Below are 23,530 nucleotides of genomic sequence, written 5' to 3'. Positions count from 1 at the left end.
TTCGGGTTTTTCTTCTTCCTTCTTCCTTCTTCCTTCTTCCTTCTGACTACTGACTAATGACTGCTAGCTAATAACTAATAACTAATGACTCCTGACTAATGACTCTTCTTTCTGCTATTGGTAATTCTATGTCAAATTCACTCTCAAAACTCAAAACTATTGAAACTCCCCACAGTGGCTACCACTGGGACGGCAGTTCCCGCCGCTTTTTTGAAGGCTGGTACTACCGAATAACATTACCGATTCACGGACAATCCTTTGCATTCATGTATTCCATCGAAGACCCCAGAGGCGGTCAACCTTACAGTGGCGGTGCTGCTCAGATTCTCGGCCCGAAAGATAGCTATTTGTGCCGCACCTTTCCCGATGTAAATAAGTTTTGGGCGCACCGAGAAAGCTTGGGTTTCGGACATTGGGGCAGAACAGATTTACAAATTCAACCCCAATTTTTAGAGCCGCAAGTATTCGACAGCCGCGTCGAAGAAGGCTATCAAGCGACTGCTACTTTGAATCAAGGTTATTTGCACGATCCCGGAAGCGGCAGCCACTGTTTTTGGCAGTACGAAATTAAACCTATTTATGGCTGGGGAAACTCTGAGGAAATCCAGAAATCTACGGCGGGAATAGTATCTTTTCTACCCATATTTGAACCGGGATGGCAAATTTTAATGGCTCACGGTTTAGCCACGGGCTGGATCGATTGGAATGACGAACGCTACGAATTTAAAGATGCTCCTGCTTACAGCGAAAAAAACTGGGGCGGTGCTTTTCCGCAAAAGTGGTTTTGGGTTAATTGCAATTGTTTTCAAGGCGAAAGCGATTTAGCTTTAACTGCTGGCGGCGGCAAGCGGGGCGTGCTGTGGTGGATGGAATCGGTAGCAATGATTTGTCTGCATTACCGAGGCAAATTTTACGAATTTGTGCCTTGGAATTCCCAAGTTAGTTGGAATATTGAACCCTGGGGAAGCTGGAAAATGCAGGCGAGAAACAGTCAGTTTGAAGTTGAGTTAATTGGCACTACAAACAGTCCTGGTACTTATGTGCGAACTCCTACAGAAAAAGGCATGGCTTTTTGCTGCCGGGATACGACGCACGGCGAATTGCGCTTGCAACTGCGAGAGTTGTTGGGGGGAAATGTTGAAAAAAATGGCAAGCAGCGTTCTAGAATTATCTTAGAGGCTCAAAGTTCTTTATCGGGTTTGGAAGTTGGGGGCGGGCCTTGGGATGAAGTTTGGCGATCGAATTAAGTCAGTAGTCATTAGTCAGTAGTCATTAGTCAGTAGTCAGTTGTCAGTTAATATAGCAATCCTAAATGATTCAGATAAATTTGTAGGGGTAGTGCCTTTCTTTGCCTAAGCTGTTGTACACCTAATTTGACAGTCAATTTTTCTATAATTATTGTGGAACGGGCATCCTGCCCGTCTCTGGATTCAATTTAAATGCGTAGCAGCCTACCCCCTATCTATCGGGCAACCACGGGGGGATTGCCCCTACAATAATTATGAAATGATTTAGGATTGCTATAGTTAACAGTAGTCAGAACAGCCATGATCAATTTACTCGGTTTGCAATTAGGCAAATTCTACCGCAGCCAGCGGTTACAAAAAACTTTCAAGGTGATTTTGGGACTAATTTTATGTTTGATCGCAATCTTGATGCCGGCGGCAATTGCTAGTGCGGCCGGTGATTTGTCTCGCCAACCTGTCACCGAAATTACTGTTAGTTTGGGTAACGAAGCTGGGGAACTTAAGTTTTTTCCCAATTTGCTAGAATTTGAATCGGGAAAGCGCTATAAATTAGTGCTGAAAAATCCCAGTTCGCAGAAACATTATTTTACTGCTAAAAACTTTGCTGATGCGAGTTGGACTCAAAAAGTTGAAGCTGGGAAAGTGGAAATTAAAGGAAGTATTCACGAATTGGAACTTAAACCGGGCGCTATGGCAGAATGGGTGTTTGTGCCGATGAAATCGGGAACCTACAACCTGCGCTGTACGGTAGCCGGACATACGGAAGCAGGGATGATTGGCAAAATTACGATCGCCTCTTAACCCCAATCTCCGTCGCCTCACCGGACATCCTATCAATTTCAGATTAATTACCGAAAATAGATCGAACTTTCGGCCCCCTAGACACTTTTCAAATAGACTCTAGCGGAGCCATTGTCAGTCCAGCACGGCTCAATTGCATATGATAAAGTTCTGCTTGCTCTTGCGGGCCAACCCAGACGGTGGCCTGGCCTTCGTGGTGGATTTGGTTGGCGAGTTTCCAAGCTTGATCGCTCGTCATCCCTGGAATGTATTTGGTCAAACATTCCACAACGTGCTGAAATGTGTTGAAATCGTCGTTGAGGACTATTACCCGATAGTTGGGATAAGGTTTGCGGGTAACTTGACTCGATCGAACGGGTGCTATGGTTGGTGAAGAGGTCATCGCGCGAACAGCCACTGAAACTACAAGATTTGTAAAATAGTTACCTCTAACATCATAACACAATTTCACAATTTTTTAACCCCTACTTGGTATTTTGATCCGGTTCGGGGTTTATTTTCACCACCGGGCCCTGCGTTAGATTTCTCCAGAAAGTCCTGTGGGGAGTAGGGGTTAGGCATCCTACCCCCCATTGACAGGCTTTTGAGGAGAAATCTATTGCACCGCGCCGATTAAACTACAGTTAACACTCGATCGACCTCAGAAGTGTCGCCGCTGTGAGAATACGCTTGCACCAGAAGTTGCTTTAAATCTTCAATCAGCGGATAGCGGGGGTTCGCTCCGGTACACTGATCGTCAAAAGCGCGATCGGCCATTTCCTCCACGCGAGCAAAAAAGAAATCATCACTCATTCCCTGACTGGCGATCGCCTCCTGAATCGTGCTAGGAAGCTCTACCTCACGCTTGAGAGCTTCCACCGCTTCGATCAACTTCTCAACTTTCTCATCTTCTGTATCGCCGCCCAAATTCAGATAGTCCGCAATTCGAGCATAACGCCACTTGCTGTTAGGATACTTGTTTTGAGAAAAAATCGCTTGTTTAAACGGAACATCCGTTGCATTGTAGCGAATTACATGGGAAATCATCAGCGCATTCGCTAAACCGTGAGGGACGTGGCAAGTTGCACCTAATTGGTGAGCCACTGAGTGACAAACCCCCAGAAAAGAGTTGGCAAATGCCATCCCGGCCATCGTAGCAGCATAATGTACTTTCTCCCGCGCTTTCGGATCGTTAGCACCATTTTTGTAAGCGCTGGGCAGGTATTTAAACAGCAAACGAATCGCTTCTAAAGCCAAACCATTTGTATACTCAGAAGCCAACACAGAAACATAAGCTTCTAAAGCGTGGGTTAGCGCATCAATGCCACCGTAAGCAGTCAGTTTTCGGGGCATATTCAGCGTAAGTTCTGGATCGACGATCGCCATACTCGGAGTCAGAGCATAATCTGCAAGCGGATACTTAATCCCCGATCGTTCATCCGTAACAACCGCAAAAGGCGTGACTTCCGAACCCGTTCCCGAAGTAGTTGGAATTGCCACCATAATTGCCTTTGAACCCAAAGGCGGCAGTTCGTATACCCGCTTGCGGATATCCATAAACCGCATCGCCAATCCTTCAAACTCAATTTCTGGATGCTCATACATCAGCCACATTACTTTAGCAGCATCCATCGGCGAGCCACCACCAAAGGCAATAATCGCATCTGGACGGAAACTATTGCAGATTTCTAAACCTTTGCGAACAGTAGCCAGCGAAGGATCGGGTTCCACATCGTAAAATGTGTAGTGATCGATGCCGATTTCTTCCAAACTATCTGTGACTTCCTTAGTCAATCCCAATTCAAACAAAGGTTTATCCGTCACGATCAAAGCACGTTTCTTACCTGCAAGATCCCTCAAAGCTACAGGAAGACAACCCGACTTAAAATAAATCTTGGGAGGAATGCGGAACCAGAGCATATTCTCGCGCCGTTCTGCTACGGTTTTGATATTCAGCAGGTGATGGGGTGTCACGTTGACAGAAATCGAATTATCGCCCCAGCTACCACAACCGAGGGTAAGGGAGGGATCGAGGCGGAAATTGTACAAATCGCCGATCGCACCTTGAGAAGAAGGCGTATTAATCAGCACCCGCGAAGTCTCTAGTTTGCTTTCAAAATAACGAATGTGCTTCTGATTGTGCGGAGCCGTGTAGAGTACAGAAGTATGTCCGTGTCCGCCAAAAATTATCAGCGCTTCAGCTTTGTCTACTGCTTCAGTAAAGTCCTTGGCGCGGTACATGGCGAGAATCGGCGAAAGTTTTTCACAAGCAAAGGGTTCTTCTTTACCTACCGCCTCCACTTCTCCAATCAAAACCCTGATGTTTGACGGCACTGTAAAACCAGCAATCTGCGCCACCTTTTGCACGGATTGTCCGACAATTTCGGCATTCAATCGACCATCAATTAAGATTACCTGCCGCACTTTTTCCCGTTCTTCCGCATTCAGGAAATAAGCACCGCGCTTGATGAATTCCAGTTGCACTGCATCGTACACCTCATCCACAACAACCACCGATTGTTCCGAAGCACAAATCGTGCCGTTGTCGAAAGTTTTGCTGAGCAAAATTGAGCTGACAGCCATTTGGATGTGGGCGGTTTCATCGATGATGGCGGGAGTATTTCCCGCGCCGACACCGAGGGAGGGATGCCCTGAAGAGTAGGCAGCTTTTACCATTCCCGGCCCGCCAGTTGCCAAAATTAGTTTGATATCGGGGTGCTGCATCAAAGCTTGGGAAAGTGGCACAGTTGGCTCATCAATCCACCCAATAATATCCGGTGGTGCTCCTGCTGCTACAGCAGCATCGAGGATGATTTTTGCCGCCGCAGCCGTGCAGGATTTGGCGCGGGGGTGGGGCGAAAATATAATGCCATTTCTCGTCTTGAGCACGATTAAAGACTTAAAGATGGTGGTGGAAGTCGGGTTAGTTACAGGAACGATTCCCGCCAGCACTCCCACGGGTTCGGCAATGCGTTCGTAGCCAAAATGCCGATCGGACTCGATGATACCGCAAGTCTTGTCGTTTTTGTATTTGTTGTAAATCATTTCCGAGGCAAAATGATTTTTGATTGCCTTATCTTCGATGACTCCCATTCCCGATTCTTTGACTGCTGCCTTGGCTAAGGGAATGCGGGCGGCATTAGCGGCTAAAGCTGCTTGCTTGAATATGCGATCGACTTGTTCTTGAGTGTAGGTGGCAAATTCAGCTTGGGCTGCTTTCACTTTTTGAATTAGGACTTCTAATTCATCTAAATTGGTAACTTTCATGTTATTTTGCCTGATGTTTATTTCGGAAAAATTATTGCCTCAATCTTTGATTGGTAAGGAACCCGCCGATCGACGCCGATAATTTCAAGATTGTGGGTGACTTGTGTACGCGGTCTTTTAATTATTATATACCGCTAGCTCCGATCGCATTGACCCCGCGACTGCGAAAAATATCAACTGTTTGTTGCACGAGCTCCGGTGAAGCTGGAGGTGTATCCTTGAGCTCGTAATCAAATTTTAATTGTTCCCATTTGTATTCTCCCATTTTATGAAATGGTAATACTTCTACTTTTTCCACATTGTTCAGATTGGCAATAAACTCCGCTAATTTTTCTACGTTTTCGATGTGATCTGTGAGGTGAGGAACGAGAACAAATCGAATCCACGTCGGTTTGCCAATTTCGCTGAGATATTTGGCCATTGCTAAAGTAGGCTCGATGGAAACGTTGGTGACTTTGTAATACAGTTCGGGAATGTAGGATTTAATGTCCAATAAAACCAGATCGGTCTTTTCTAGAACCGGTTTAGCAACTTCTAAAACACAGAATCCTGATGTGTCCAGCGCTGTATGCAAACCCATTTGATGACAGCGGGTAAAGATTTCTTTGACAAAATCCGGCTGCATCAACGGTTCGCCGCCGCTGACTGTAACGCCTCCTTTCCGCAGGTAGGATTTACATTTTGTAATTTGATCGATTAAATAATCGACGGTTACTTCTTTACCGTCGTGGGAATTGCGACAGTCGGGATTGTGACAGTAAAGACAGCGTAAGGGACAGCCTTGGGTGAAGACGATAAACCGGATTCCGGGGCCGTCTACGGTACCAAATGTTTCGATTGAATGAATGCGACCAATTCCAGACATTTAATTTGCTGTTTGTTGGTAAGGATTTTGAGAGGACGGAGGAGCGGGAGGTCGGGATTAACAATAGCCGGAAAACTTTTCGGATCTCTTGTTTATAGCCGAGACTCGCTCCCCCGGCGCCTAGGGCGGGCACGGGGAGTAGGGGTCGCACCGCCCCTACGAAGGGGGATTTTCCGAGTTTCCGGTTCTCCCTTTCTTTCTTAAGGCTAGGGGGGGATTGAGCTTAATTGTTTAACAGCTTCTTCAGTCCCCCTCTGTTCGGATGAAAGTTTGACTATTGAGCGGTTTCAACCGCCGAGTTTTTTCGGCTGGGATTTAGACGCGTTCGTGGAAAGTCCGTTTAATCACATCTAATTGCTGTTCGCGGGTAAGTTTGATGAAATTAACCGCATAACCGGAGACGCGAATTGTTAGCTGGGGATAGTTTTCTGGATGTTCCATCGCATCTAGTAATGTTTGCCGATCGAGGGCGTTAACATTGATGTGATGGCCGCCATCGTGGAAGTAACCGTCTATAAGACTAACTAGGTTATTAGTCCGATCGCTCTCCATTCTGCCCAAGGCCTGCGGTACAATCGAAAAAGTATTCGATATGCCATCTTGACAATCACTGTAAGGCAGTTTTGCTACAGAAGATAAGGATGCGATCGCCCCACAGGAATCTCGGCCGTGCATCGGGTTAGCACCGGGAGCAAAGGGTTCGCCTGCTTTACGTCCGTCGGGAGTGCTACCAGTTTTTTTGCCGTACACTACGTTAGAGGTAATCGTGAGTACCGATTGAGTCGCTACAGCCCCACGGTAGGTTTTGTGCTGGCGAATTTCGTTCATGAAGCTTTGCACGAGTTCGATCGCCACACTGTCTACGCGATCGTCATTATTGCCGTATTTGGGATATTCTCCTTCGATCGAGTAATCCACTGCCAAACCTTGCTCGTTGCGACTCACCTTAACTTTAGCGTGTTTAATCGCCGATAGGGAGTCCGCCACCACCGACAATCCGGCAATTCCGCAGGCCATTGTCCGGTAAACATCGCGATCGTGCAATGCCATTTCCAGGCGTTCGTAGCAGTATTTGTCGTGCATATAGTGAATGACATTCAGCGTATTGATATACGTTTTTGCCAACCACGCCATCATTTCTTGGAACCTGGCTCTTACCTCGTCATAATCGAGATATTCGGTAGTAATCGGTGGGAACTGCGGCGCGATTTGCTCGCCGGACTTCTCATCTTTACCGCCGTTAATCGCATAGAGCAGAGTCTTAGCCAAGTTAACTCGCGCGCCGAAAAACTGCATTTGCTTGCCAATTCGCATGGCGGAAACACAACAGGCGATCGCGTAATCATCGCCGTATTGAGGACGCATCAAGTCGTCGTTTTCGTATTGAATCGAACTCGTATCGCTGGATACCTTGGCACAGAATTCTTTGAAATTTTCCGGCAAGTTTTCCGACCACAAAACGGTAAGATTTGGTTCTGGTGCAGTACCGAGGTTTGACAGGGTGTGCAAGAATCGGAAACTGTTACGAGTTACCAATGTTCTACCGTCAGTGCTTATACCGCCGATCGCCTCTGTTACCCAAGTTGGATCGCCAGAAAACAGAGCGTTATAGTCGGGAGTTCGCAAAAACCGCACCATGCGGAGTTTCATTACAAAATGGTCGATCAGTTCTTGCAATTCCACTTCGGAACTCGCGCCACTTTGCAAATCGCGCTCGAAATAAATGTCTAAAAACGTCGATACGCGCCCCAGAGACATCGCTGCCCCGTTTTGTTCTTTCACTGCTCCCAAGTAGCCAAAATACACCCACTGGACAGCTTCTCGTGCGTTTGCTGCCGGACGGCTAATATCAAAGCCGTAGCTAGCAGCCATTTCTTTTAACTCAAACAAGGCCCGGATTTGCTCGGATAACTCTTCGCGCAAACGAATTGTTGCCTCGTCCATCGCCTCTAGTTCGAGTGATTCTTGCTGGGTTTTTTTATCATCAATTAGGCGATCGACACCGTACAGAGCAACGCGCCGATAGTCACCGATGATCCGCCCGCGTCCGTAGGCATCTGGCAAACCTGTGATGATACCAGAACGTCTCGCCAGACGCATCGAGCGCGTGTAAACATCGAATACACCATCGTTATGAGTTTTGCGATATTTCGTAAATATTTCTTCTGTTTGCTCATCTAGCTGATAGCCGTAAGCTTCTAAACCGGCCTTGACCACCCGAATTCCGCCAAAGGGCATAATCGCGCGTTTCAAAGGTTTATCTGTTTGCAAACCTACTATTTGTTCTAAGTCGCGATCGATGTATCCTGCTGCATGAGCCGTGATAGATGTGGGAACTTTTGTATCAACATCCAATACACTTTTTTCGCGCTCTTGCTTCATTAATTCCAGAACTTTTTGCCAAAGCTGCTGGGTTTTTTCGGTTGGTGCTGCGAGAAATTCTGCATTCCCTTCGTAGGGGGTGTAATTCTTTTGGATGAAGTCTCTGACGTTGACTTCGTTTGTCCAGTTGCCTTCAGTAAAGCCGTGCCATTCTGCAAACATAGCTTGCTTTCCCCTCAATTTTTTGTTAGCGATCGATCTTTTCTTCTTCGACCACTACATCCAGTATATATTTAATTTCACTATTTTAAATCCTCAGTTCGCTATTTGTTACAAAAATTGACTTGCTAATTCCGTGGGAAGAATTAACTACCAGCCGGGAAGTCCCGGGCGTATATTTAGAGGGGATTAATCACAGCGCTGCGCCCCGTACCCCGTTGGGAATTACGCCCGCGTGATGAAAGGCTCGTCGGGTGTAGGTACCCAAAGCGACAATTATTCTTTTATACCCCTTGATGCTCTGAAAATACTCTGATACTATATTAGCAAGTGGGGGTGGAACTACCTCACTATAAAAAGCATGAGAAAAAAAAGGAAAAAGAAGCCTGCGGTCTAACTGTACTCAGTTGACCGTCAGGTTTGTTCACGATAGATAGTAGGCAGAGCATCCTCTTGAATTATTGTTGAGGAAGCTCTGACAAACTTGGCTCCCCAACTAACACTTGGACAACGGAAAGGTTGTTTAAGGGCGGGTCGGTCGGAAACGGGAAATGAGATTTTTGGGTCACGAACCGCGAACACGAGAGAAAGATGAAGAAAAAGCCGAAAAAGAGTTCGGATTTGATTCGGTGATTGTTATCGAAAGCAGAGCAATATTAATTGCTGATTAATTGAAGTAGGTTACTATGCAGATAAATTCAATGAATCAAAGCACTGCGAGCGATCGGGCTCACGATATTTGGAAAGAACAGCGTCATCCGCTCGATCGGATTTTTCGGCCTCGCTCCGTGGCTGTAATCGGCGCCACAGAGAGAGAAGGAAGCGTCGGACGAACTCTCCTGTGGAACTTGATTCGGAATCCCTTTGGCGGAACAGTTTTTCCGGTGAATCCGCAGCGCCACAGCGTCTTGGGGCTCAAGTCTTATCCTGACATTGCTAGCGTCCCGGAAAGAGTGGATCTGGCGGTGATTGCTACGCCTGCTGCTGGGGTGCCGCAAGTGATCCGCGAATGTATCGCTGCTGGGGTGAAAGGGGCAATTATTGTTTCTGCTGGGTTTAAAGAGATTGGTGCGGCTGGGGAGGCTTTAGAACAGCAAGTTATGGCCGAGGCGCGTCGGGGCGGAATGCGGATTATCGGCCCAAATTGCCTCGGGGTGATGAATCCTGTGCTTGGACTCAATGCTACTTTTGCAGGTACGATCGCCCGTCCGGGTAATGTCGCTTTCATCAGTCAAAGCGGCGCCCTCTGTACTTCGATTCTCGACTGGAGTTTGGGGGAAAATGTCGGTTTTAGCGCCTTTGTGTCGATCGGCTCTATGCTCGATGTCGGTTGGGGCGATCTGATCGAGTATTTCGGGGACGATCCACATACTCACAGTATCGTTTTGTACATGGAATCTATGGGTGATGCTCGTTCGTTCCTGTCCGCCGCCCGCCCAGTGGCGATCGACAAACCGATCATCATTCTCAAGGTAGGACGTACCGCCGCCGCCGCCCAAGCCGCCGCTTCCCATACGGGAGCTTTGACCGGCAGCGATGACGTGCTTAACGCTGCTTTCCGCCGCTGTGGCGCGTTGCGCGTACATACGATTTCCGATTTGTTCGACATGGCAGAAATTCTCGCCAAGCAACCGCGACCGCAGGGCAACCGCCTATCGATCGTCACCAATGCAGGAGGCCCAGGGGCGATCGCCACTGATGCCTTAATTAGCGACGGCGGTGCGCTGGCAAATCTGTCACCGGAGACGGTGCAGAAGCTTGATGAGTTTTTGCCGCCTCAGTGGAGTCATCACAACCCGATCGATATTTTGGGCGATGCTAGTAGCGATCTTTACGCCAAAACTCTAGAAGTTGTCGCTCCCGATCCCAATAGTGACGGATTGCTGGTCATCCTGACGCCACAAGCGATGACAAATCCCACCCAAACGGCAGAAAAACTCAAGTCTTACAGCCAACTCGGAAAGCCCTTATTAGCAAGCTGGATGGGCGGTGTGGAAGTGTCAGCGGGAACGCAAATTCTCAATCAGGCAAATATTCCGACTTTCCCCTATCCCGATACCGCCGTCAGGTTATTCAACTATATGTGGCGGTACACATACAACCTGCGCGCTATCTACGAAACGCCTTCTCTCTCGGCTGATTCCGATGTCTGGAGTCCCGATCGCTCGGCGGTCGCAAATATTGTGACTTCTGCACGCAAAAGCGATCGCACTCTGTTAACAGAATACGAATCAAAGCAGTTGCTCTCCGCTTATGGGATTCCCACCATCGCCACATCCATAGCCACCAGCGATCGCGAAGCTGTGGAAATTGCCGATCGCCTCGGTTATCCAGTGGTGCTAAAACTCCATTCTGAGACGATTACTCACAAAACCGATGTGGGGGGCGTCCAACTAAATTTAGGCGATGCTAACGCTGTAATTAGTGCCTTTGAGGCGATATCCCAGCGGGTACGGGCGATCGATCCTGCAGCGTTTCTTGGCGTAACCGTGCAGCCGATGGTGCATTTGGAAGGCTATGAACTAATTTTGGGTAGCAGTATTGACCCACAATTTGGGCCGGTGATGCTGTTTGGTTCCGGCGGACAATTAGTGGAAGTCTTTCAAGATCGATCGCTGGCACTTCCGCCTTTAAATACCACCCTAGCGCGGCGGATGATGGAGCAAACGCGCATCTATAAAGCTTTGCAAGGAGTGCGCGGTCGATCGGCAATTGACCTGGTAAAACTCGAACAGTTATTAGTTCGTTTCAGTCAACTGATTGTAGAGCAACCTCAAATTGCCGAGATTGATATTAATCCGCTGTTGGTTTCTCCTGAAGGGGCGATCGCTCTTGATGCCCGCGTTGTTCTCCAGACAACAGAAAACCGCATTTCACCCGCGATTCGCCCCTATCCTACGCAATACGTTCAAACATGGTCAACGGAGGGCGATCGTCCCCTCACCATCCGTCCCATTCGCCCAGAAGATGAGCCGCTGATGGTGATCTTCCACCAAGAACTTTCCGAAGAGAGCGTGTATTTGCGCTACGCTCACATGGTAAAGTTAAAGCACCGCATCGCTCACGAACGTTTGACCCGGATTTGTTTTATTGACTACGATAGCGAAATGGTATTAGTAGCCGATCGTCAAGACCCGGAAACCTCAGAACACCGGGTTTTGGGAGTAGCGCGTCTGAGCAAACTCCACGGCACAAACCAAGCCGAATTTGCGCTGATCGTTAGCGATAGCTATCAGAAGCGCGGTTTGGGAACAGAATTATTGAGGCGGATGCTGCAAATTGGTCAGGAAGAGAAATTAGAGGCGATCGTCGGCTACATTCTCAATAGCAACTACAAGATGCAGAGCCTCTGTAAAAAACTAGGATTTGAACTCCAACCAGACCGAAGCGAAGGAATGTTGAAAGCTGTTTTTGTGTGCTAATAGCAAGTTTTGTTAAATAATTCTCATTTAAAAGTGCTCACTAGAAACTTTATAGGTTGGTAGTGAGCACTTTAGTCCTCAAACTCAGATGCTACTAAGCCGCAGCCAAATTTGCGGCTGCGAAATCCCAGTTAGCCAAATTATCCAAGAAATTAGTAATGTAGTCGGGACGGCGGTTTTGGAAATCCAAATAATAAGCGTGTTCCCACACATCCAAAGTCAGCAACGGAGTTTGGCCGTGTGCAACCGGGGTGTCGGCGTTAGCAGTTTTGGTAACTTTCAAAGTGCCGTTGTCTAAAACTAGCCAAGCCCAGCCGCTACCGAACTGAGTTGTCGCAGCAGTCTTGAATTCTTCTTTGAATTTGTCAAAGCTGCCAAAGTCAGCGTTGATTTTTTCAGCTAAAGGTCCTGTCGGAGTGCCGCCGCCGCCCGGTTTGAGGGAATTCCAAAAGAAATTGTGGTTCCAAACTTGACCTGCATTGTTAAAAATGCCTGCTTTGGAGGGGTCTTTAGCAGATTCCTTGACAATTTCTTCAAGGGATTTGCTCGCCATTTCAGTCCCTTCAATCAGTTTATTCAGATTGGTGACGTAAGCAGCGTGGTGCTTGTCGTGGTGGAAGGAAAACGTCTCAGCCGACATATGAGCTGGTTCTAGGGCGTCAGGGGCGAAGGGTAATGGTGCGAGTTCAAATGCCATTGTGTTCAATCCTCTCTGGATTACTTTTGGTTTTTCGGTTGACTTGGCGGCTTTTGTATGATTAAAGCCGAGAGTCCCTAGCTTGAGTTTATCAAGCTGTGGTAAATAATTCTTTACAATTTTCCTATTTTATAGCAGTTGCAGCATTTTAGGATTTTGACTTGTGCTTTTCACCAGTCAAATCTACTAATCGGAGGTCGTATTTACCACAAACTTTGGCGAACTGTCAACCCGCCAGCGCGGTAAATAAAAGTTTGTGGGAAATTGTCAACAGAGGGAATTTTTATAAGGGTTATAAATAAATTAAACGGATTTTTGGTCAAATATAAGCTAAGTTTAACTTAAGCTGTAAACAAGTCAAACAGATTGGAGGAGCCGTCTATGCAAAACCGTTCAAATAACCAGATCAATCACCCCCCCCAATGGTTGAATCTAAAACTAATAGTCACCGCTCTGGAAACAGTCCAAGATTTAATTGTAATTTCTTTGTGTATTGGTTTGTTCTGTTTCATGGTACTCGAACTGCGAGAAATGTTTTTCTCGCTGCTGCCTCCTTTGAATTTTCAGGAAGTGACGGCCGACATTCTATTTTTATTGGTTTTGGTGGAATTATTTCGGCTGCTAATTATTTACTTGCAAGAGCAGCGCGTTTCGATAGGGGTGGCTGTGGAAGTTTGTATTGTATCAGTTTTGCGAGAAGTCATCGTGCGGGGTGTGCTGGAAACTCCCTGGGTTCAAATATTATCAACAGGCGCATTTCTGCTAGTTTTGGGAGTGTTGTTGGTAGTCCGAGTTTGGTTGCCACCGACTTTCGAGGGAATTGACCCGGAACGCCGCATGGCTAGCAGAAATAGAAAATTTTCAGAGCCTGAATCTTCTGTCGATCCTCTTGCAGTCAATAGCAAGTTTAATTCTCACTGAGTATGGCAGCACAGGCGATTTTAGATTTTAGATTTATTCTGATATTGCTTGTCACGTTACCCGCCATCATTTCCAGTAAAATCAACCTGATAACGTGTGTACTGAAGACTAAAATCCTCTGAAAATACAGAGGACTTTAGTCCTCACTACAAATACAAGCTTCATCAGTCCTTCCCAATTATTCAAATCTCAAATCTCAAATCTCAAATGGTATTACCCGTTAGCCTGCAATTCCCCCAAACGAGCCAACACTTCTTTGGAGTGAATCGCCGGATTAATCTTCACAAAAGTTTCGCGCAAAATTCCTTCAGGGTCAATAATAAAACTGTGCCGCGCCGAGATAAAACTCATCCAAGAACCGTAAGCTTTACTCACTTTACCATCCGTATCAGCTAACAGCGGAAACTTTAAACCTTCCGAATCGCAAAATTCCGCGTGGGAGTTGACATCATCAGCGCTAATACCGATAATTTGAGTATTCTTTGCCAAGTATTTCGGCAAGTCTTCCTGAAATCTCCGCGCTTCGATCGTACATCCCGATGTAAAGTCTTTCGGATAAAAATAGACTACCAGCCACTTACCGCGATAATCGGACAGGGACACTTGTCCGTCGCCGCTGTTTGTCGGCAAACTAAAATCCGGTGCGGCTTCATTCAGCGTCGGAAGCTTGCCACCGAGGGCCAATGCAGGTGTGGCAAAATTGAAACTTAGAACAACTAGACAAATTGCCAATAAAGTGCTAAAAAACTTGCGACGGGACATCATAAATTTTAGAAGTAGAACTGTACTTAAGACAAGTTTACAGTTTTCTGATTAAATGGGTAAGGGCAATTCGCGGATTGCTTCTAAAACCCAAATATCACTCACTCAAATAGCAATTTACCCATGAGCGCTGCACTCCCGTTAACAGGCAAAGCTATAGTAGTCCAGGTAATTAACGGTCAACCCGTTACGATCGAAGTAGACGGCACTAATGCCCCGATTACAGGGGGAAATTTTGTTGACTTAGTTGAACGAGGCATTTACGACGGGGTGATGTTTCACCGAGTTGTGCGCCAGCCAGAGCCTTTTGTGGTGCAAGGAGGCGATCCGCGCAGCAGAGATACGAGAATTCCAGCAAGTCAATTGGGAACGGGTAATTTTATTGACCCGGATACCAATCAGCCGCGTTTTATTCCTTTGGAAATCAAGCCGCAAGGGGCCGCGCAACCTGTTTACAACCAAGTTGTAACCCAGACGCCGCAGTTGCCGCACACTCGCGGGGCTGTGGCAATGGCTCGTTCTAATGCTTTGAATTCGGCTTCTTCGCAGTTTTATTTTGCTTTGGATGAGTTGCCATTTTTGGATGGTAATTATGCTGTTTTTGGCAACGTTATTCAAGGTTTTGAAACGGTGAATGCGGTGCAGCAGGGCGATCGCATTTCGACGGCAAAAGTCGTTCAAGGAATCGTTCCCAGCCGGGTTTCTAGCATAGTTAGCGATGTTAATGCGCTCAACGCTTTAATCAATAGTACCAATTTCGTAAATCTATCTTTGGGAGCGCTCAGACTGCCAAACACCACCAATAACTATCAAGTTACTTCCCAAGACTCTCAGCAAAATCCCAGCGGTGTAGTGGGAGGTAGCGGCAACAATGCCATCCTCGGTTCGCCGACGGATGATGCAATTAATGGCAGCCAAGGCAACGATACCCTCACGGGGGAAGCGGGTGACGACTTTCTCAGAGGCGGCAAAGGTAACGACTCCATTAGCGGAGGTGTGGGCGACGATATTATCAACGGAAATCTCGGCGACGATAATGTCAATGGTGATGCTGGTAACGACTTTTTGCGAGGCGGCAGAGGAAACGATATTTTAATCGGCGGCGATGGTAACGATTTTTTGATTGGCGATATTGGTAGCGATACTCTTACTGGTGGCGCGGGGGCAGATACTTTTGTTCTGGTTACGGGTGAAAATCTGGAGTTGGATGGGACGAGCGATATAATTCTTGATTTTAGGCCGGGAGATGGCGATCGTATTGGCTTAACCAGCCCTTTATCCAACACCTCATTCACCCAATCTGGCAGCAACACACTCATTCAATTTGGAGGAGTGACTTTGGCTGTGGTTCAAAATGCCGCCCCTGCAGCAGTTCAAAACGCCGCCTTTGCAATTAACTTTTCTACTGCTTTCCTTGTCGATAACTTGCCCCCCGGAGACGCCGCCTTGAGAGTTGGCTAACTTTAACCAGACTGACGCCATAATTATAGGTGTAGGGTGCTCTTCGGTGCACCTTACCTGATTATCAATTCCCAATTCCTAATTCCCAATTCCCAATTCTCAATTCCCCAATTCAACTAATACCTTAGCTGGCTAATTTTAGAAACTGCATCTTGATAAGAATCCATTCTTCCCTGCAGCTTAAAAAGCTCGGCCGCCTTCTGAAAATCCTCAAATGCTCCCTGAACCTCTCTCAATTTATATCTAATCACTCCTCGGTTAAAGTAAGCTTTAGCAAAATCGCTATCGAGGCGAATTGCTGACTCAAAATCAGCTAGTGCTGCCAGGGAATTCTCCATTTGCAGGCGGATAGCACCTCGGTTAAAGTAAGATTGAGCTACATTAGGGTTGAGCAGGAGTGCTGAGTTGTAATCGGCGATCGCCGCAGTATAATCTTTTAAACCAGTCAGCATAAACCCCCGATTGCTGTAATACTTGGCTCGGTAAGGATTGAGTTCGATGGCGGTAGTTAAATCTTCGATCGCCGATTGCTTGTAGCCTAATTTGTAGCGGGCCACACCGCGATCGTTGTAAGCGGACGCGAATTGCGGATTAATGTTAATTGTGGCAGTAAAATTTTTAATAGCGCCGTGCAAGTCTTGTTGTTCGAGATTTTTTAAACCCTTAGTGTAAAACTTTTGGGTACTAACTTTTAAATTTGCCTCTTGTCGGGATTCAGCTTGCTCCCCCGGAAATACTTTGCCTGCAATATTAGTGAATCCCAAAGATTCGATCGAATTGAAAATAGTTGTGACAACTAATTGGCTTGGGAGAAGGGGGATAGTAGGCATGGGAGGAGTGGTGTTCAACTGTATGCTCTTATTTTCCTCCATACTTCAGCTACTGACAGTGATATCCGTAGTCTCAGGAACGTGATAAGTTTGATGAGATTTTGTGATGCTGGGGCTTGAATTGTGTGATGAAAGTTGGGCTTAGTTAGTGATGACGATCGCAATTCAGAACAAATGCGTCTACAACCCTTTAAATATAAGGTTTTTAGGCTAGCTTGGCGGTTTCTTTCTTCCCATATTGAGCAGTTCCTACGGGGATTGTTTGCAGGTAGGCCCCTGGGGGAGCGATCGCAACTGCCCGCAGCAAGTATTACTTTGTAGCGATATTCGATCGGGATTTGTCCATCGAACACGGCCATCTTAAACCCGGTTTTTACTCACGCCCAGAGCACCATTCTCAAGAACAGGCTTTCCGGCCTGTTCCACAAATTACTAATATTTTTGAGTAATCTTGCGGAGGAAAGTTGCAGATTATTTGCTATGCTTTGATTAGACATCAATAATTAATGGCGCAAATTAGTGTCAATGAAAAGAGTTATGAGGTTGAAAATTTTCTTCGCGGCCGTATTGGCGATCGTCCTGTTCACTCTCTACTTAACTCCTCCTGTGATGGCCGCGAATGCGGAGGATTTGAGTCACCTATTAAAAGATAATTGGTGCGTCAGCTTTCTCTGGAAGCAATGCGATTTGAGCGCTGTCGATTTGCGGGCAGCTAATCTCCAAGAAGCCAATTTGTCCGGCGCTAATTTGTCCGGTGCTAATTTGTCCGGTGCTAACTTAAAAAATGCTGACCTTTCTGGTGCAGACCTCAGTAGCGCTAATTTAGCAAATGCTGATATTTTAGGCACGGATCTCAGTCGAGCCAATTTGACGGAAGCTAATTTCAACGGCACGAAGTTGTGGGATGCTAATCTGACTTTAGCAAATCTGAGCCGCGCCAATTTACAAGATGCTAATGTCTTAGATTCTCGACTTTGGGGAAGCAATCTTACCCAAGCTAATTTAACGGATGCGACGCTGCACGGTGCTGACTTGCAATATGCTAATTTAGCCGACAGTAACTTGAGAGGTGCTGACTTGCACAGCTTCTTTTTCCGAGGTTCCAAACAAGTCACAAATTTGAGCAATGCTAATTTAGAAGGCGCTACCTTAACGGGAGCAAATCTCAGAGGTGCGGTGCTGGCAGGGGCAATAATGCCGGACGGGTCTATTAATGAAGAAAGTAGCTTGAATTTACAGTAGAGTAAAATTAAAGTCTGCTTGAATAATTTCAACAACAGGCTTTCGGGCTGATTTCGCAGTGCATGAATTATCGGGTGTAGCTGCGCCCGTTGCCAACAGCTTGTTGAGGATGCTGTCAAGATATCAATTTAAACCAGGGTGCGATCGACCTTTTAACTCCCAAGCTGCGCCCATTGCCAACAGCTTGTTGAGGATGCTGTCAAGATATCAATTTAAACCAGGGTGCGATCGACCTTTCAACTCCCAACCAGTAAATATCGCTAAAATCTTAAATCTCAAACCGAACCTGCACGCATCTGTTACAATTTTCAACAAAGCCAGAACACCCCCGAACCTGAAGTCACCTGCCTAGGGCTACAAGCCCCCGACAGGAGTCCTGAAGAGCAAAAAAATTAGATATTTAGTTTAAACTCCCAGATTCATCTGTAGAGTCAATCTAAAATCTAAAATCGATGGGCTGTGGAGTCAATCTAAAATCTAATAATCTAAAATCTAAAATCTAAAATCGATGGGCTGTGAAGTCAATCTAAAATCTAAAATCTAAAATCTAAAATCGACTGATGGAAACCCTGCAAACTCAACTTTACGAACTCGCACAATTTGCTAATAATTTAGTAAATACTCAACTGACAAACCTCAGTTTAGTCAGCGTCGGAGTCATCTTTCTGGCAGGGTTGCTAACGAGCTTAACGCCCTGTATGCTTTCAATGTTGCCGATCACGATCGGCTACATCGGCGGATACGAAGCAAAAAGCCGCCTGCAAGCTGCCGCCCAGTCTGCGTGGTTTTCCCTGGGATTAGCCACCACCCTTGCGGGTTTAGGTATTGTAGCATCATTTGCCGGACAAGTTTACGGGAAAATTGGCGTGGGTTTGCCGATTCTTGTCAGCATTATTGCTATTCTAATGGGGCTGAATTTACTCGAAGCTTTACCCTTGCAACTGCCGTCTTTCGACGCTGTGGGGTGGGTGCCGAAAGATTTGCCGGCGGGCGTGCGATCGTACTTATTGGGCTTAACTTTTGGTTTAGTAGCGTCTCCCTGCAGCACGCCGGTTTTAGCTACCCTCTTAGCTTGGGTTTCCAAAACGGGAGATACAGTTTTAGGTGGTGTGTTGCTGCTGTTTTACGCGGCGGGCTACGTCGCTCCGCTGATTATAGCAGGTACTTTCACTGCTAGCATTAAAAAGTTGTTAGAATTGCGTCGGTGGTCGAGTTGGATTACGCCTGTTAGCGGCGTTTTGCTAGTAGGATTTGGCGTTTTCTCCCTGCTTTCCCGGATACTGCCCGCGTAAGTTTCGTTGTAAGGACTTCAGCCCTTATTTAGAGAGATAGCAATCACTACGGAATGCGTGAATTAAGTTTTTTTTAACGAACCGCGAAGACGCGAAGAACACGAAGGAAGAAAGAAAGAAAAGAGAAAGAATTCAAAATTGATTGAGACTTTTTCAATAAACATAATAATATTTTGTTCATCTTTTGTTTTTCCCTCTTTTTTCTTCCTTCTCCCTTGTGCCATCCGTTACATCTTGTACACTGCTTCGTTGCCGAACTTGCTGACATCCGTTACATCCGTTACAAAATCCGTTGCCGAACTTCCTCCATAATTACCAATGACATCAAAAGAAGTATTTCTATCAAAACTCTCAAACTGGGCGACTGCCCCTCAAAAGTTTTTCAAGCGAGAAATCTTGCCGGTGCTAGCAGATTTGCGGCTGGCAATTATCTTGCTGCTGACGATCGCATTTTTCAGCATTTCCGGCACCGTCATCGAACAAGGCCAATCAGTACCCTTTTACCAATCTAACTATCCAGAACACCCTGCTTTGTTCGGCTTCCTAACTTGGAAAGTTGTGCTAATTGCAGGACTTGACCACGTATACCGCACTTGGTGGTTTTTGTCAATCTTAATTTTGTTCGGCAGCAGCTTAACAGCTTGTACATTTACCCGACAATTTCCCGCATTAAAAGCCGCCCGCCGCTGGAAATTTTATGAAGAACCAAAGCAGTTTGAAAAATTAGCTCTCAGTGCGGAATTAGAAACAGTTGCTTTAAGTTCGTTAGAACCACTTTTGCAGCAAAAAAACTACCGCATATTTCGAGAAGGCGAAAAAGTTTATGCCCGCAAGGGAATAATTGGCAAAATCGGCCCGATTATTGTTCACGCCAGTATGCTAATTATTTTAACTGGGTCGATATGGGGCGCAATGACGGGATTTCTCGGTCAAGAAATTGTTCCCAGCGGCGAAACATTTCAGGTGCAGAATATCTTAGATGCGGGGCCTTGGGCCGGGCCGCAAATACCGAAGGATTGGTCGATGCGAGTTAATCGGTTCTGGATTGATTATACTCCCGAAGGCGGCATCGACCAATTTTACTCTGACCTGTCAGTTTTGGACAAAACAGGCCAAGAGGTCGATCGCAAAACCATTCACGTTAACGAGCCCCTCAGATATCGGGGAGTCACTTTTTATCAAGCAGATTGGGCAATAGCCGCCGTGCGAGTTCGCCTCAACAAAAGCCCGGTTTTACAATTGCCAATGGCTCAGCTAGACACTCAAGGTAAAGGCAGAATTTGGGGAGCTTGGATTCCGACAAAACCAGATTTGAGTGCGGGAGTTTCTCTGCTAGCAAAAGACTTGCAAGGCACAATGTTAGTGTACGGTACGGATGGCAAATTGTTAACTACAGTTCGCGCAGGAACGGCGGTAGAAGTTAACGGAGTCATGCTGACTATTGACGAAGTTGTAGGCAGTACGGGATTGCAAATTAAAGCCGATCCGGGTATTCCGATCGTTTATACTGGCTTCGGGTTGCTGATGCTCAGTGTGCTGATGAGCTATCTGTCTCACTCGCAGATTTGGGCTTTGGAAACCAACGGCAAACTATACGTCGGCGGGCGCACTAATCGCGCTCAGGTGAGTTTTGAAAGAGAAGTTGTGGAGATTTTGGACAAGTTGGCAGAATCGAAACAAGAGGAAGAAAAGAGCGAAATAGCGCCGACTTCTCTAGCGAATCAAAACTAACCGTAGGGTGCGCTGCACCTTACACCAGGTGAAAAACGGATAATTAAACAGGAAATAAATGTGATAAGGAATGAGAATTAAATAACTTACAATTTTGATGGTTCTTGTGGGATGGGCGTCCCGCCCGTCCAGAAAGGGCGGGCGGGACGCCCAACCCCTACTCCCCACTTTCAAGAGTGTAAATTATTTAATTCGCGATCCTAAAAAGGATTGAGTTCAGTTAACACGCATTACTAAAGAGATTCTAGAAAGTCAAGATATGAAAAAGATTAGATACAGCCCCCATGTAGATGCGATGCTGATCGAAATTTCCGATGCCCCGATCGCCTATGCCGAAGATGAAGGAAACATGATTCTGCACTATTCTAGCAGCGGAGAACTGGTGTTGATTGAAATATTAAATGTCAAACAATTTATGTCATTAGAATCTCTCTCCGATGAGATACCTACCCGCTAAAGCAGTTCAAGCGGGCGGACACTCACAGGGACTGCACCTACTTCTGATGCGACACCTCAATCACAGTGTGCACGTTCCCGCGCGGCGAAAAATCGCCTTTAATTGTCGCTTCCAGCGGCGCGCAAGCGGCCACAAAATCGTCTAAAATTTGATTGATCGATTCTTCGTGAGAAATGTAGCGATCGCGATAACTGTTGACGTACAGTTTCAGCGCCTTTAACTCTACCACCCGCTCGTCTGGCACGTAAGTAACGTGAATAGTCGCAAAATCGGGATAGCCAGAAAACGGACACTTGCAAGTAAACTCCGGCAAAGTGATGTTAATCGAGTAGCGCCGCCCGACTCGCGGATTAGGGAAAGTAATTAACTCCCCTTCCAAAATCTGGCGCTCGCCGTATTTCATTTCCTCGGTGCTTGACTTTTGCGACATAGTTTGTTCCGGTGCGTAGTTGTTCATAGCGATCGACTAAAAACTTGTAACATTAAATTAAATTTACCTTCAATATCTGTAACAAATATCTTGACGAATTGTGTTGCGATCGATCTAATTGCAAATAGTCTCAGGCTACACTAAAACAAGTTCACCCTCGCCATCTACAATTATGCAAAATACTACCTTATCTGACAATACTTCCCCCGAAAACTCAAATAGTTACTCTCCATCGGTACCGATTTCCCTCTATCGAGAAGTCACGGCAGAGCTGCAAGCAGCCCAAGCGATGGTGGACTCCCTCAAAACCCACAATCAGCAATTAGTCCAACAAAATCAACAACTGCGGCGAGAAGTAGAAACAGTAGTTCAAGTATCCCAACAGTTACAGCAAGTAGTCAACTCGGCTCAGAGCGTCACCCAGACAGGGATGCCTCAAATGCCGTCAGTCAAATTCAATTTCAGCATTGAACCTCCGCCCCCACCACCTGTAACCTCGCAGACTAACTCTGCCATACCTCAACCACCTCAGACAGTGGCTTTCCCCTTCCCCCTACCGGAACCGGAGCCAACAGTCCCCTCGATGCCGCAGCCACTTCCCGAAAAATTATTTACAGAGGTGCCGGAAACTCCTTACCGCGTGCGCTCTCAACCCAAAAAAGCCTCAGATTTAAATGGATTGTGGTTGGCGATCGCGATTTTTCTGATTGTGATTGCAGCTTTCGGTGCAGGTTATTTAGTTGTCCGCCCTTTATTAATGAAAAAGTAAATTCCAACAAGAATCCCACGGCTCAAGCCGTGGGATTTTAAACAAAACCTAGCATAAATTGTTCAAAGTTACGCTGAGAAGGCCATCATCCTCTGGCGGCACTCGTTTCTACTGAACGAGGGGCATACTGCTCTTCACAAGCAGAGCCTACAATTCCCACCCCTGGCTCGAAACCGCGCGTGAACTCAGTGAGTTTTACCTGTTTAGCTTCCAAAGCTGTCTGTAGCACCTTCATGGCTCGGTGAGGGTCGCCGGCTCCGCAGAAAAATAAGTCTGCAGCAAAATAACCGTGTTCAGGCCAAGTATGGATTGCTATATGAGACTCTGCCAAAGTAGCAGTAGCTGTCACTCCGTGAGGACTAAACTGGTGTACGCACAAATCGATGAGAGTAGCTCCTCCGGCTTCGATCGCATCGAGAATAGCGCGGCGGATACGTTCAGGATCGTTAAGCAGGTCTCCAGGAGACTGCCAAGCATCAGCGACCAGATGGGTTCCCAATTGTTTCATTCTGCGGGGTTTTACCTCTATTGATTTTTAAGTCTCAAACCTTTTAACCATAGCACGGTGTCCATAAATTTTCAAGTAAATTCCCAAAATATTTCCCAAATAGCGATGAGCGCGAGGATACCGGGTTTTTTGGGGCGCTTTGGCCCTGACCGAGTGCAGGTTGAGTTCGATTGGAGTTTGAGCGGGGCGATCGATGTTTCCTGCATTTCCTGCCAAAATCGGCTTTCCGTAGAATTGGGTTAAAGCTCAACCGCCTTAATCAGCTCCGGGCGATGGAGAGGCTAGAAACCCGGAAGGGCCGGCACTCT

21 protein-coding genes are annotated in these 23,530 nt (G+C 46.6%); 12 read left to right on the top strand and 9 right to left on the bottom strand.

Annotation, left to right across the window (positions count from 1 at the left end; all coding sequences use genetic code 11):
- The first annotated feature begins 128 nt into the window (after window positions 1-128).
- Entirely contained in the window at window positions 129-1,247 is a 1,119-nt protein-coding gene (locus tag QUB16_RS08795) for a tocopherol cyclase family protein (protein ID WP_333315567.1), read from the top strand.
- A 300-nt stretch (window positions 1,248-1,547) separates the two neighbouring features.
- Window positions 1,548-2,048 carry a plastocyanin/azurin family copper-binding protein gene (locus tag QUB16_RS08790; RefSeq protein ID WP_333315565.1) on the top strand — a complete coding sequence of 167 codons (501 nt, stop codon included), beginning with the start codon at window positions 1,548-1,550 and terminating at the stop codon, window positions 2,046-2,048.
- Between the two features lie 88 nt (window positions 2,049-2,136).
- Here QUB16_RS08790 and clpS read toward each other — a convergent pair whose 3' ends face one another.
- From clpS to pflB, 4 genes are all read right to left on the bottom strand, one after another.
- A complete protein-coding gene (gene clpS, locus QUB16_RS08785) occupies window positions 2,137-2,430 on the bottom strand; it encodes an ATP-dependent Clp protease adapter ClpS (protein ID WP_333315563.1) in 294 nt (97 codons plus the stop codon).
- A 230-nt stretch (window positions 2,431-2,660) separates the two neighbouring features.
- Window positions 2,661-5,294, bottom strand: a complete 2,634-nt coding sequence (gene adhE / locus QUB16_RS08780) for a bifunctional acetaldehyde-CoA/alcohol dehydrogenase (protein ID WP_333315561.1) — start codon at window positions 5,292-5,294, stop codon at window positions 2,661-2,663.
- Between the two features lie 124 nt (window positions 5,295-5,418).
- Window positions 5,419-6,159, bottom strand: coding sequence for a pyruvate formate-lyase-activating protein (gene pflA / locus QUB16_RS08775; RefSeq protein ID WP_333315559.1), 741 nt, complete (start codon window positions 6,157-6,159; stop codon window positions 5,419-5,421).
- Window positions 6,160-6,474: 315 nt separating this feature from the next.
- A complete protein-coding gene (gene pflB / locus QUB16_RS08770) occupies window positions 6,475-8,703 on the bottom strand; it encodes a formate C-acetyltransferase (RefSeq protein WP_333315557.1) in 2,229 nt (742 codons plus the stop codon).
- A 698-nt stretch (window positions 8,704-9,401) separates the two neighbouring features.
- Here pflB and QUB16_RS08765 point away from each other — a divergent pair.
- A complete protein-coding gene (locus tag QUB16_RS08765; RefSeq protein ID WP_333315555.1) occupies window positions 9,402-12,122 on the top strand; it encodes a bifunctional acetate--CoA ligase family protein/GNAT family N-acetyltransferase in 2,721 nt (906 codons plus the stop codon).
- A 94-nt stretch (window positions 12,123-12,216) separates the two neighbouring features.
- Here QUB16_RS08765 and QUB16_RS08760 read toward each other — a convergent pair whose 3' ends face one another.
- Window positions 12,217-12,819, bottom strand: a complete 603-nt coding sequence (locus tag QUB16_RS08760) for a superoxide dismutase (protein ID WP_333315553.1) — start codon at window positions 12,817-12,819, stop codon at window positions 12,217-12,219.
- 381 nt (window positions 12,820-13,200) lie between these two features.
- On the opposite strand from QUB16_RS08760, the gene QUB16_RS08755 reads away from it, so the two are divergent.
- Window positions 13,201-13,740, top strand: coding sequence for a phosphate-starvation-inducible PsiE family protein (locus QUB16_RS08755; RefSeq protein ID WP_333315551.1), 540 nt, complete (start codon window positions 13,201-13,203; stop codon window positions 13,738-13,740).
- Between the two features lie 213 nt (window positions 13,741-13,953).
- Here QUB16_RS08755 and QUB16_RS08750 read toward each other — a convergent pair whose 3' ends face one another.
- Complete coding sequence (locus QUB16_RS08750; protein ID WP_333286220.1) at window positions 13,954-14,505, bottom strand: peroxiredoxin; 552 nt, start codon at window positions 14,503-14,505, stop codon at window positions 13,954-13,956.
- A 120-nt stretch (window positions 14,506-14,625) separates the two neighbouring features.
- Between QUB16_RS08750 and QUB16_RS08745 the strand changes: the two genes are divergently transcribed.
- The gene (locus tag QUB16_RS08745; protein ID WP_333315549.1) at window positions 14,626-15,963 is read left to right on the top strand and encodes a peptidylprolyl isomerase; all 1,338 of its coding nucleotides are present in this window, start codon (window positions 14,626-14,628) and stop codon (window positions 15,961-15,963) included.
- 116 nt (window positions 15,964-16,079) lie between these two features.
- Here the strand turns inward: QUB16_RS08745 and QUB16_RS08740 are convergent, their stop codons facing one another.
- Window positions 16,080-16,793, bottom strand: coding sequence for a tetratricopeptide repeat protein (locus QUB16_RS08740; protein ID WP_333315548.1), 714 nt, complete (start codon window positions 16,791-16,793; stop codon window positions 16,080-16,082).
- Window positions 16,794-17,318: 525 nt separating this feature from the next.
- Here QUB16_RS08740 and QUB16_RS08735 point away from each other — a divergent pair.
- From QUB16_RS08735 to QUB16_RS08715, 5 genes are all read left to right on the top strand, one after another.
- Window positions 17,319-18,035 (top strand): pentapeptide repeat-containing protein, encoded by a 717-nt coding sequence (locus QUB16_RS08735; protein WP_333315546.1) that lies wholly within the window; start codon window positions 17,319-17,321, stop codon window positions 18,033-18,035.
- A gap of 58 nt (window positions 18,036-18,093) precedes the next feature.
- A complete protein-coding gene (locus QUB16_RS08730) occupies window positions 18,094-18,387 on the top strand; it encodes a hypothetical protein (RefSeq protein WP_333315545.1) in 294 nt (97 codons plus the stop codon).
- 208 nt (window positions 18,388-18,595) lie between these two features.
- Complete coding sequence (locus QUB16_RS08725; RefSeq protein WP_445251107.1) at window positions 18,596-19,327, top strand: cytochrome c biogenesis protein CcdA; 732 nt, start codon at window positions 18,596-18,598, stop codon at window positions 19,325-19,327.
- A 318-nt stretch (window positions 19,328-19,645) separates the two neighbouring features.
- A complete protein-coding gene (locus QUB16_RS08720) occupies window positions 19,646-21,058 on the top strand; it encodes a cytochrome c biogenesis protein (protein ID WP_333105948.1) in 1,413 nt (470 codons plus the stop codon).
- 259 nt (window positions 21,059-21,317) lie between these two features.
- Window positions 21,318-21,515: a DUF2283 domain-containing protein gene (locus QUB16_RS08715; RefSeq protein WP_333315543.1), complete on the top strand. Its 198-nt coding sequence runs from the start codon at window positions 21,318-21,320 to the stop codon at window positions 21,513-21,515.
- A 37-nt stretch (window positions 21,516-21,552) separates the two neighbouring features.
- Here QUB16_RS08715 and queF read toward each other — a convergent pair whose 3' ends face one another.
- Window positions 21,553-21,972 carry a preQ(1) synthase gene (gene queF, locus QUB16_RS08710; RefSeq protein WP_006633986.1) on the bottom strand — a complete coding sequence of 140 codons (420 nt, stop codon included), beginning with the start codon at window positions 21,970-21,972 and terminating at the stop codon, window positions 21,553-21,555.
- Window positions 21,973-22,117: 145 nt separating this feature from the next.
- Here queF and QUB16_RS08705 point away from each other — a divergent pair, with 145 nt between their 5' ends.
- Window positions 22,118-22,714 (top strand): hypothetical protein, encoded by a 597-nt coding sequence (locus QUB16_RS08705; protein ID WP_333315542.1) that lies wholly within the window; start codon window positions 22,118-22,120, stop codon window positions 22,712-22,714.
- Window positions 22,715-22,799: 85 nt separating this feature from the next.
- Here the strand turns inward: QUB16_RS08705 and speD are convergent, their stop codons facing one another.
- Window positions 22,800-23,222 carry an adenosylmethionine decarboxylase gene (gene speD, locus QUB16_RS08700; RefSeq protein WP_006633984.1) on the bottom strand — a complete coding sequence of 141 codons (423 nt, stop codon included), beginning with the start codon at window positions 23,220-23,222 and terminating at the stop codon, window positions 22,800-22,802.
- 105 nt (window positions 23,223-23,327) lie between these two features.
- On the opposite strand from speD, the gene QUB16_RS08695 reads away from it, so the two are divergent.
- A complete protein-coding gene (locus QUB16_RS08695; protein ID WP_333315540.1) occupies window positions 23,328-23,465 on the top strand; it encodes a hypothetical protein in 138 nt (45 codons plus the stop codon).
- Window positions 23,466-23,530: the final 65 nt, after the last annotated feature.

It is taken from the genome of Microcoleus sp. D3_18a_C4, assembly GCF_036702415.1.
In the GTDB taxonomy this organism is placed as follows: Bacteria; Cyanobacteriota; Cyanobacteriia; order Cyanobacteriales; family Microcoleaceae; genus Microcoleus.
The sequence above is the reverse complement of the archived record's forward strand: the minus strand, read 5'-3'. Positions and strand labels throughout refer to the sequence as shown.

Bases quoted from the DNA above. Each gene is read 5' to 3' on its own strand.
- QUB16_RS08795 (WP_333315567.1), top strand. From the start codon at position 129: ATGTCAAATTCACTCTCAAAACTCAAAACTATTGAAACTCCCCACAGT.
- QUB16_RS08790 (WP_333315565.1), top strand. From the start codon at position 1,548: ATGATCAATTTACTCGGTTTGCAATTAGGCAAATTCTACCGCAGCCAG.
- clpS (WP_333315563.1), bottom strand. From the start codon at position 2,430: ATGACCTCTTCACCAACCATAGCACCCGTTCGATCGAGTCAAGTTACC.
- adhE (WP_333315561.1), bottom strand. From the start codon at position 5,294: ATGAAAGTTACCAATTTAGATGAATTAGAAGTCCTAATTCAAAAAGTG.
- pflA (WP_333315559.1), bottom strand. From the start codon at position 6,159: ATGTCTGGAATTGGTCGCATTCATTCAATCGAAACATTTGGTACCGTA.
- pflB (WP_333315557.1), bottom strand. From the start codon at position 8,703: ATGTTTGCAGAATGGCACGGCTTTACTGAAGGCAACTGGACAAACGAA.
- QUB16_RS08765 (WP_333315555.1), top strand. From the start codon at position 9,402: ATGAATCAAAGCACTGCGAGCGATCGGGCTCACGATATTTGGAAAGAA.
- QUB16_RS08760 (WP_333315553.1), bottom strand. From the start codon at position 12,819: ATGGCATTTGAACTCGCACCATTACCCTTCGCCCCTGACGCCCTAGAA.
- QUB16_RS08755 (WP_333315551.1), top strand. From the start codon at position 13,201: ATGCAAAACCGTTCAAATAACCAGATCAATCACCCCCCCCAATGGTTG.
- QUB16_RS08750 (WP_333286220.1), bottom strand. From the start codon at position 14,505: ATGATGTCCCGTCGCAAGTTTTTTAGCACTTTATTGGCAATTTGTCTA.
- QUB16_RS08745 (WP_333315549.1), top strand. From the start codon at position 14,626: ATGAGCGCTGCACTCCCGTTAACAGGCAAAGCTATAGTAGTCCAGGTA.
- QUB16_RS08740 (WP_333315548.1), bottom strand. From the start codon at position 16,793: ATGCCTACTATCCCCCTTCTCCCAAGCCAATTAGTTGTCACAACTATT.
- QUB16_RS08735 (WP_333315546.1), top strand. From the start codon at position 17,319: ATGAAAAGAGTTATGAGGTTGAAAATTTTCTTCGCGGCCGTATTGGCG.
- QUB16_RS08725 (WP_445251107.1), top strand. From the start codon at position 18,596: ATGGAAACCCTGCAAACTCAACTTTACGAACTCGCACAATTTGCTAAT.
- QUB16_RS08720 (WP_333105948.1), top strand. From the start codon at position 19,646: ATGACATCAAAAGAAGTATTTCTATCAAAACTCTCAAACTGGGCGACT.
- QUB16_RS08715 (WP_333315543.1), top strand. From the start codon at position 21,318: ATGAAAAAGATTAGATACAGCCCCCATGTAGATGCGATGCTGATCGAA.
- queF (WP_006633986.1), bottom strand. From the start codon at position 21,972: ATGAACAACTACGCACCGGAACAAACTATGTCGCAAAAGTCAAGCACC.
- QUB16_RS08705 (WP_333315542.1), top strand. From the start codon at position 22,118: ATGCAAAATACTACCTTATCTGACAATACTTCCCCCGAAAACTCAAAT.
- speD (WP_006633984.1), bottom strand. From the start codon at position 23,222: ATGAAACAATTGGGAACCCATCTGGTCGCTGATGCTTGGCAGTCTCCT.
- QUB16_RS08695 (WP_333315540.1), top strand. From the start codon at position 23,328: ATGAGCGCGAGGATACCGGGTTTTTTGGGGCGCTTTGGCCCTGACCGA.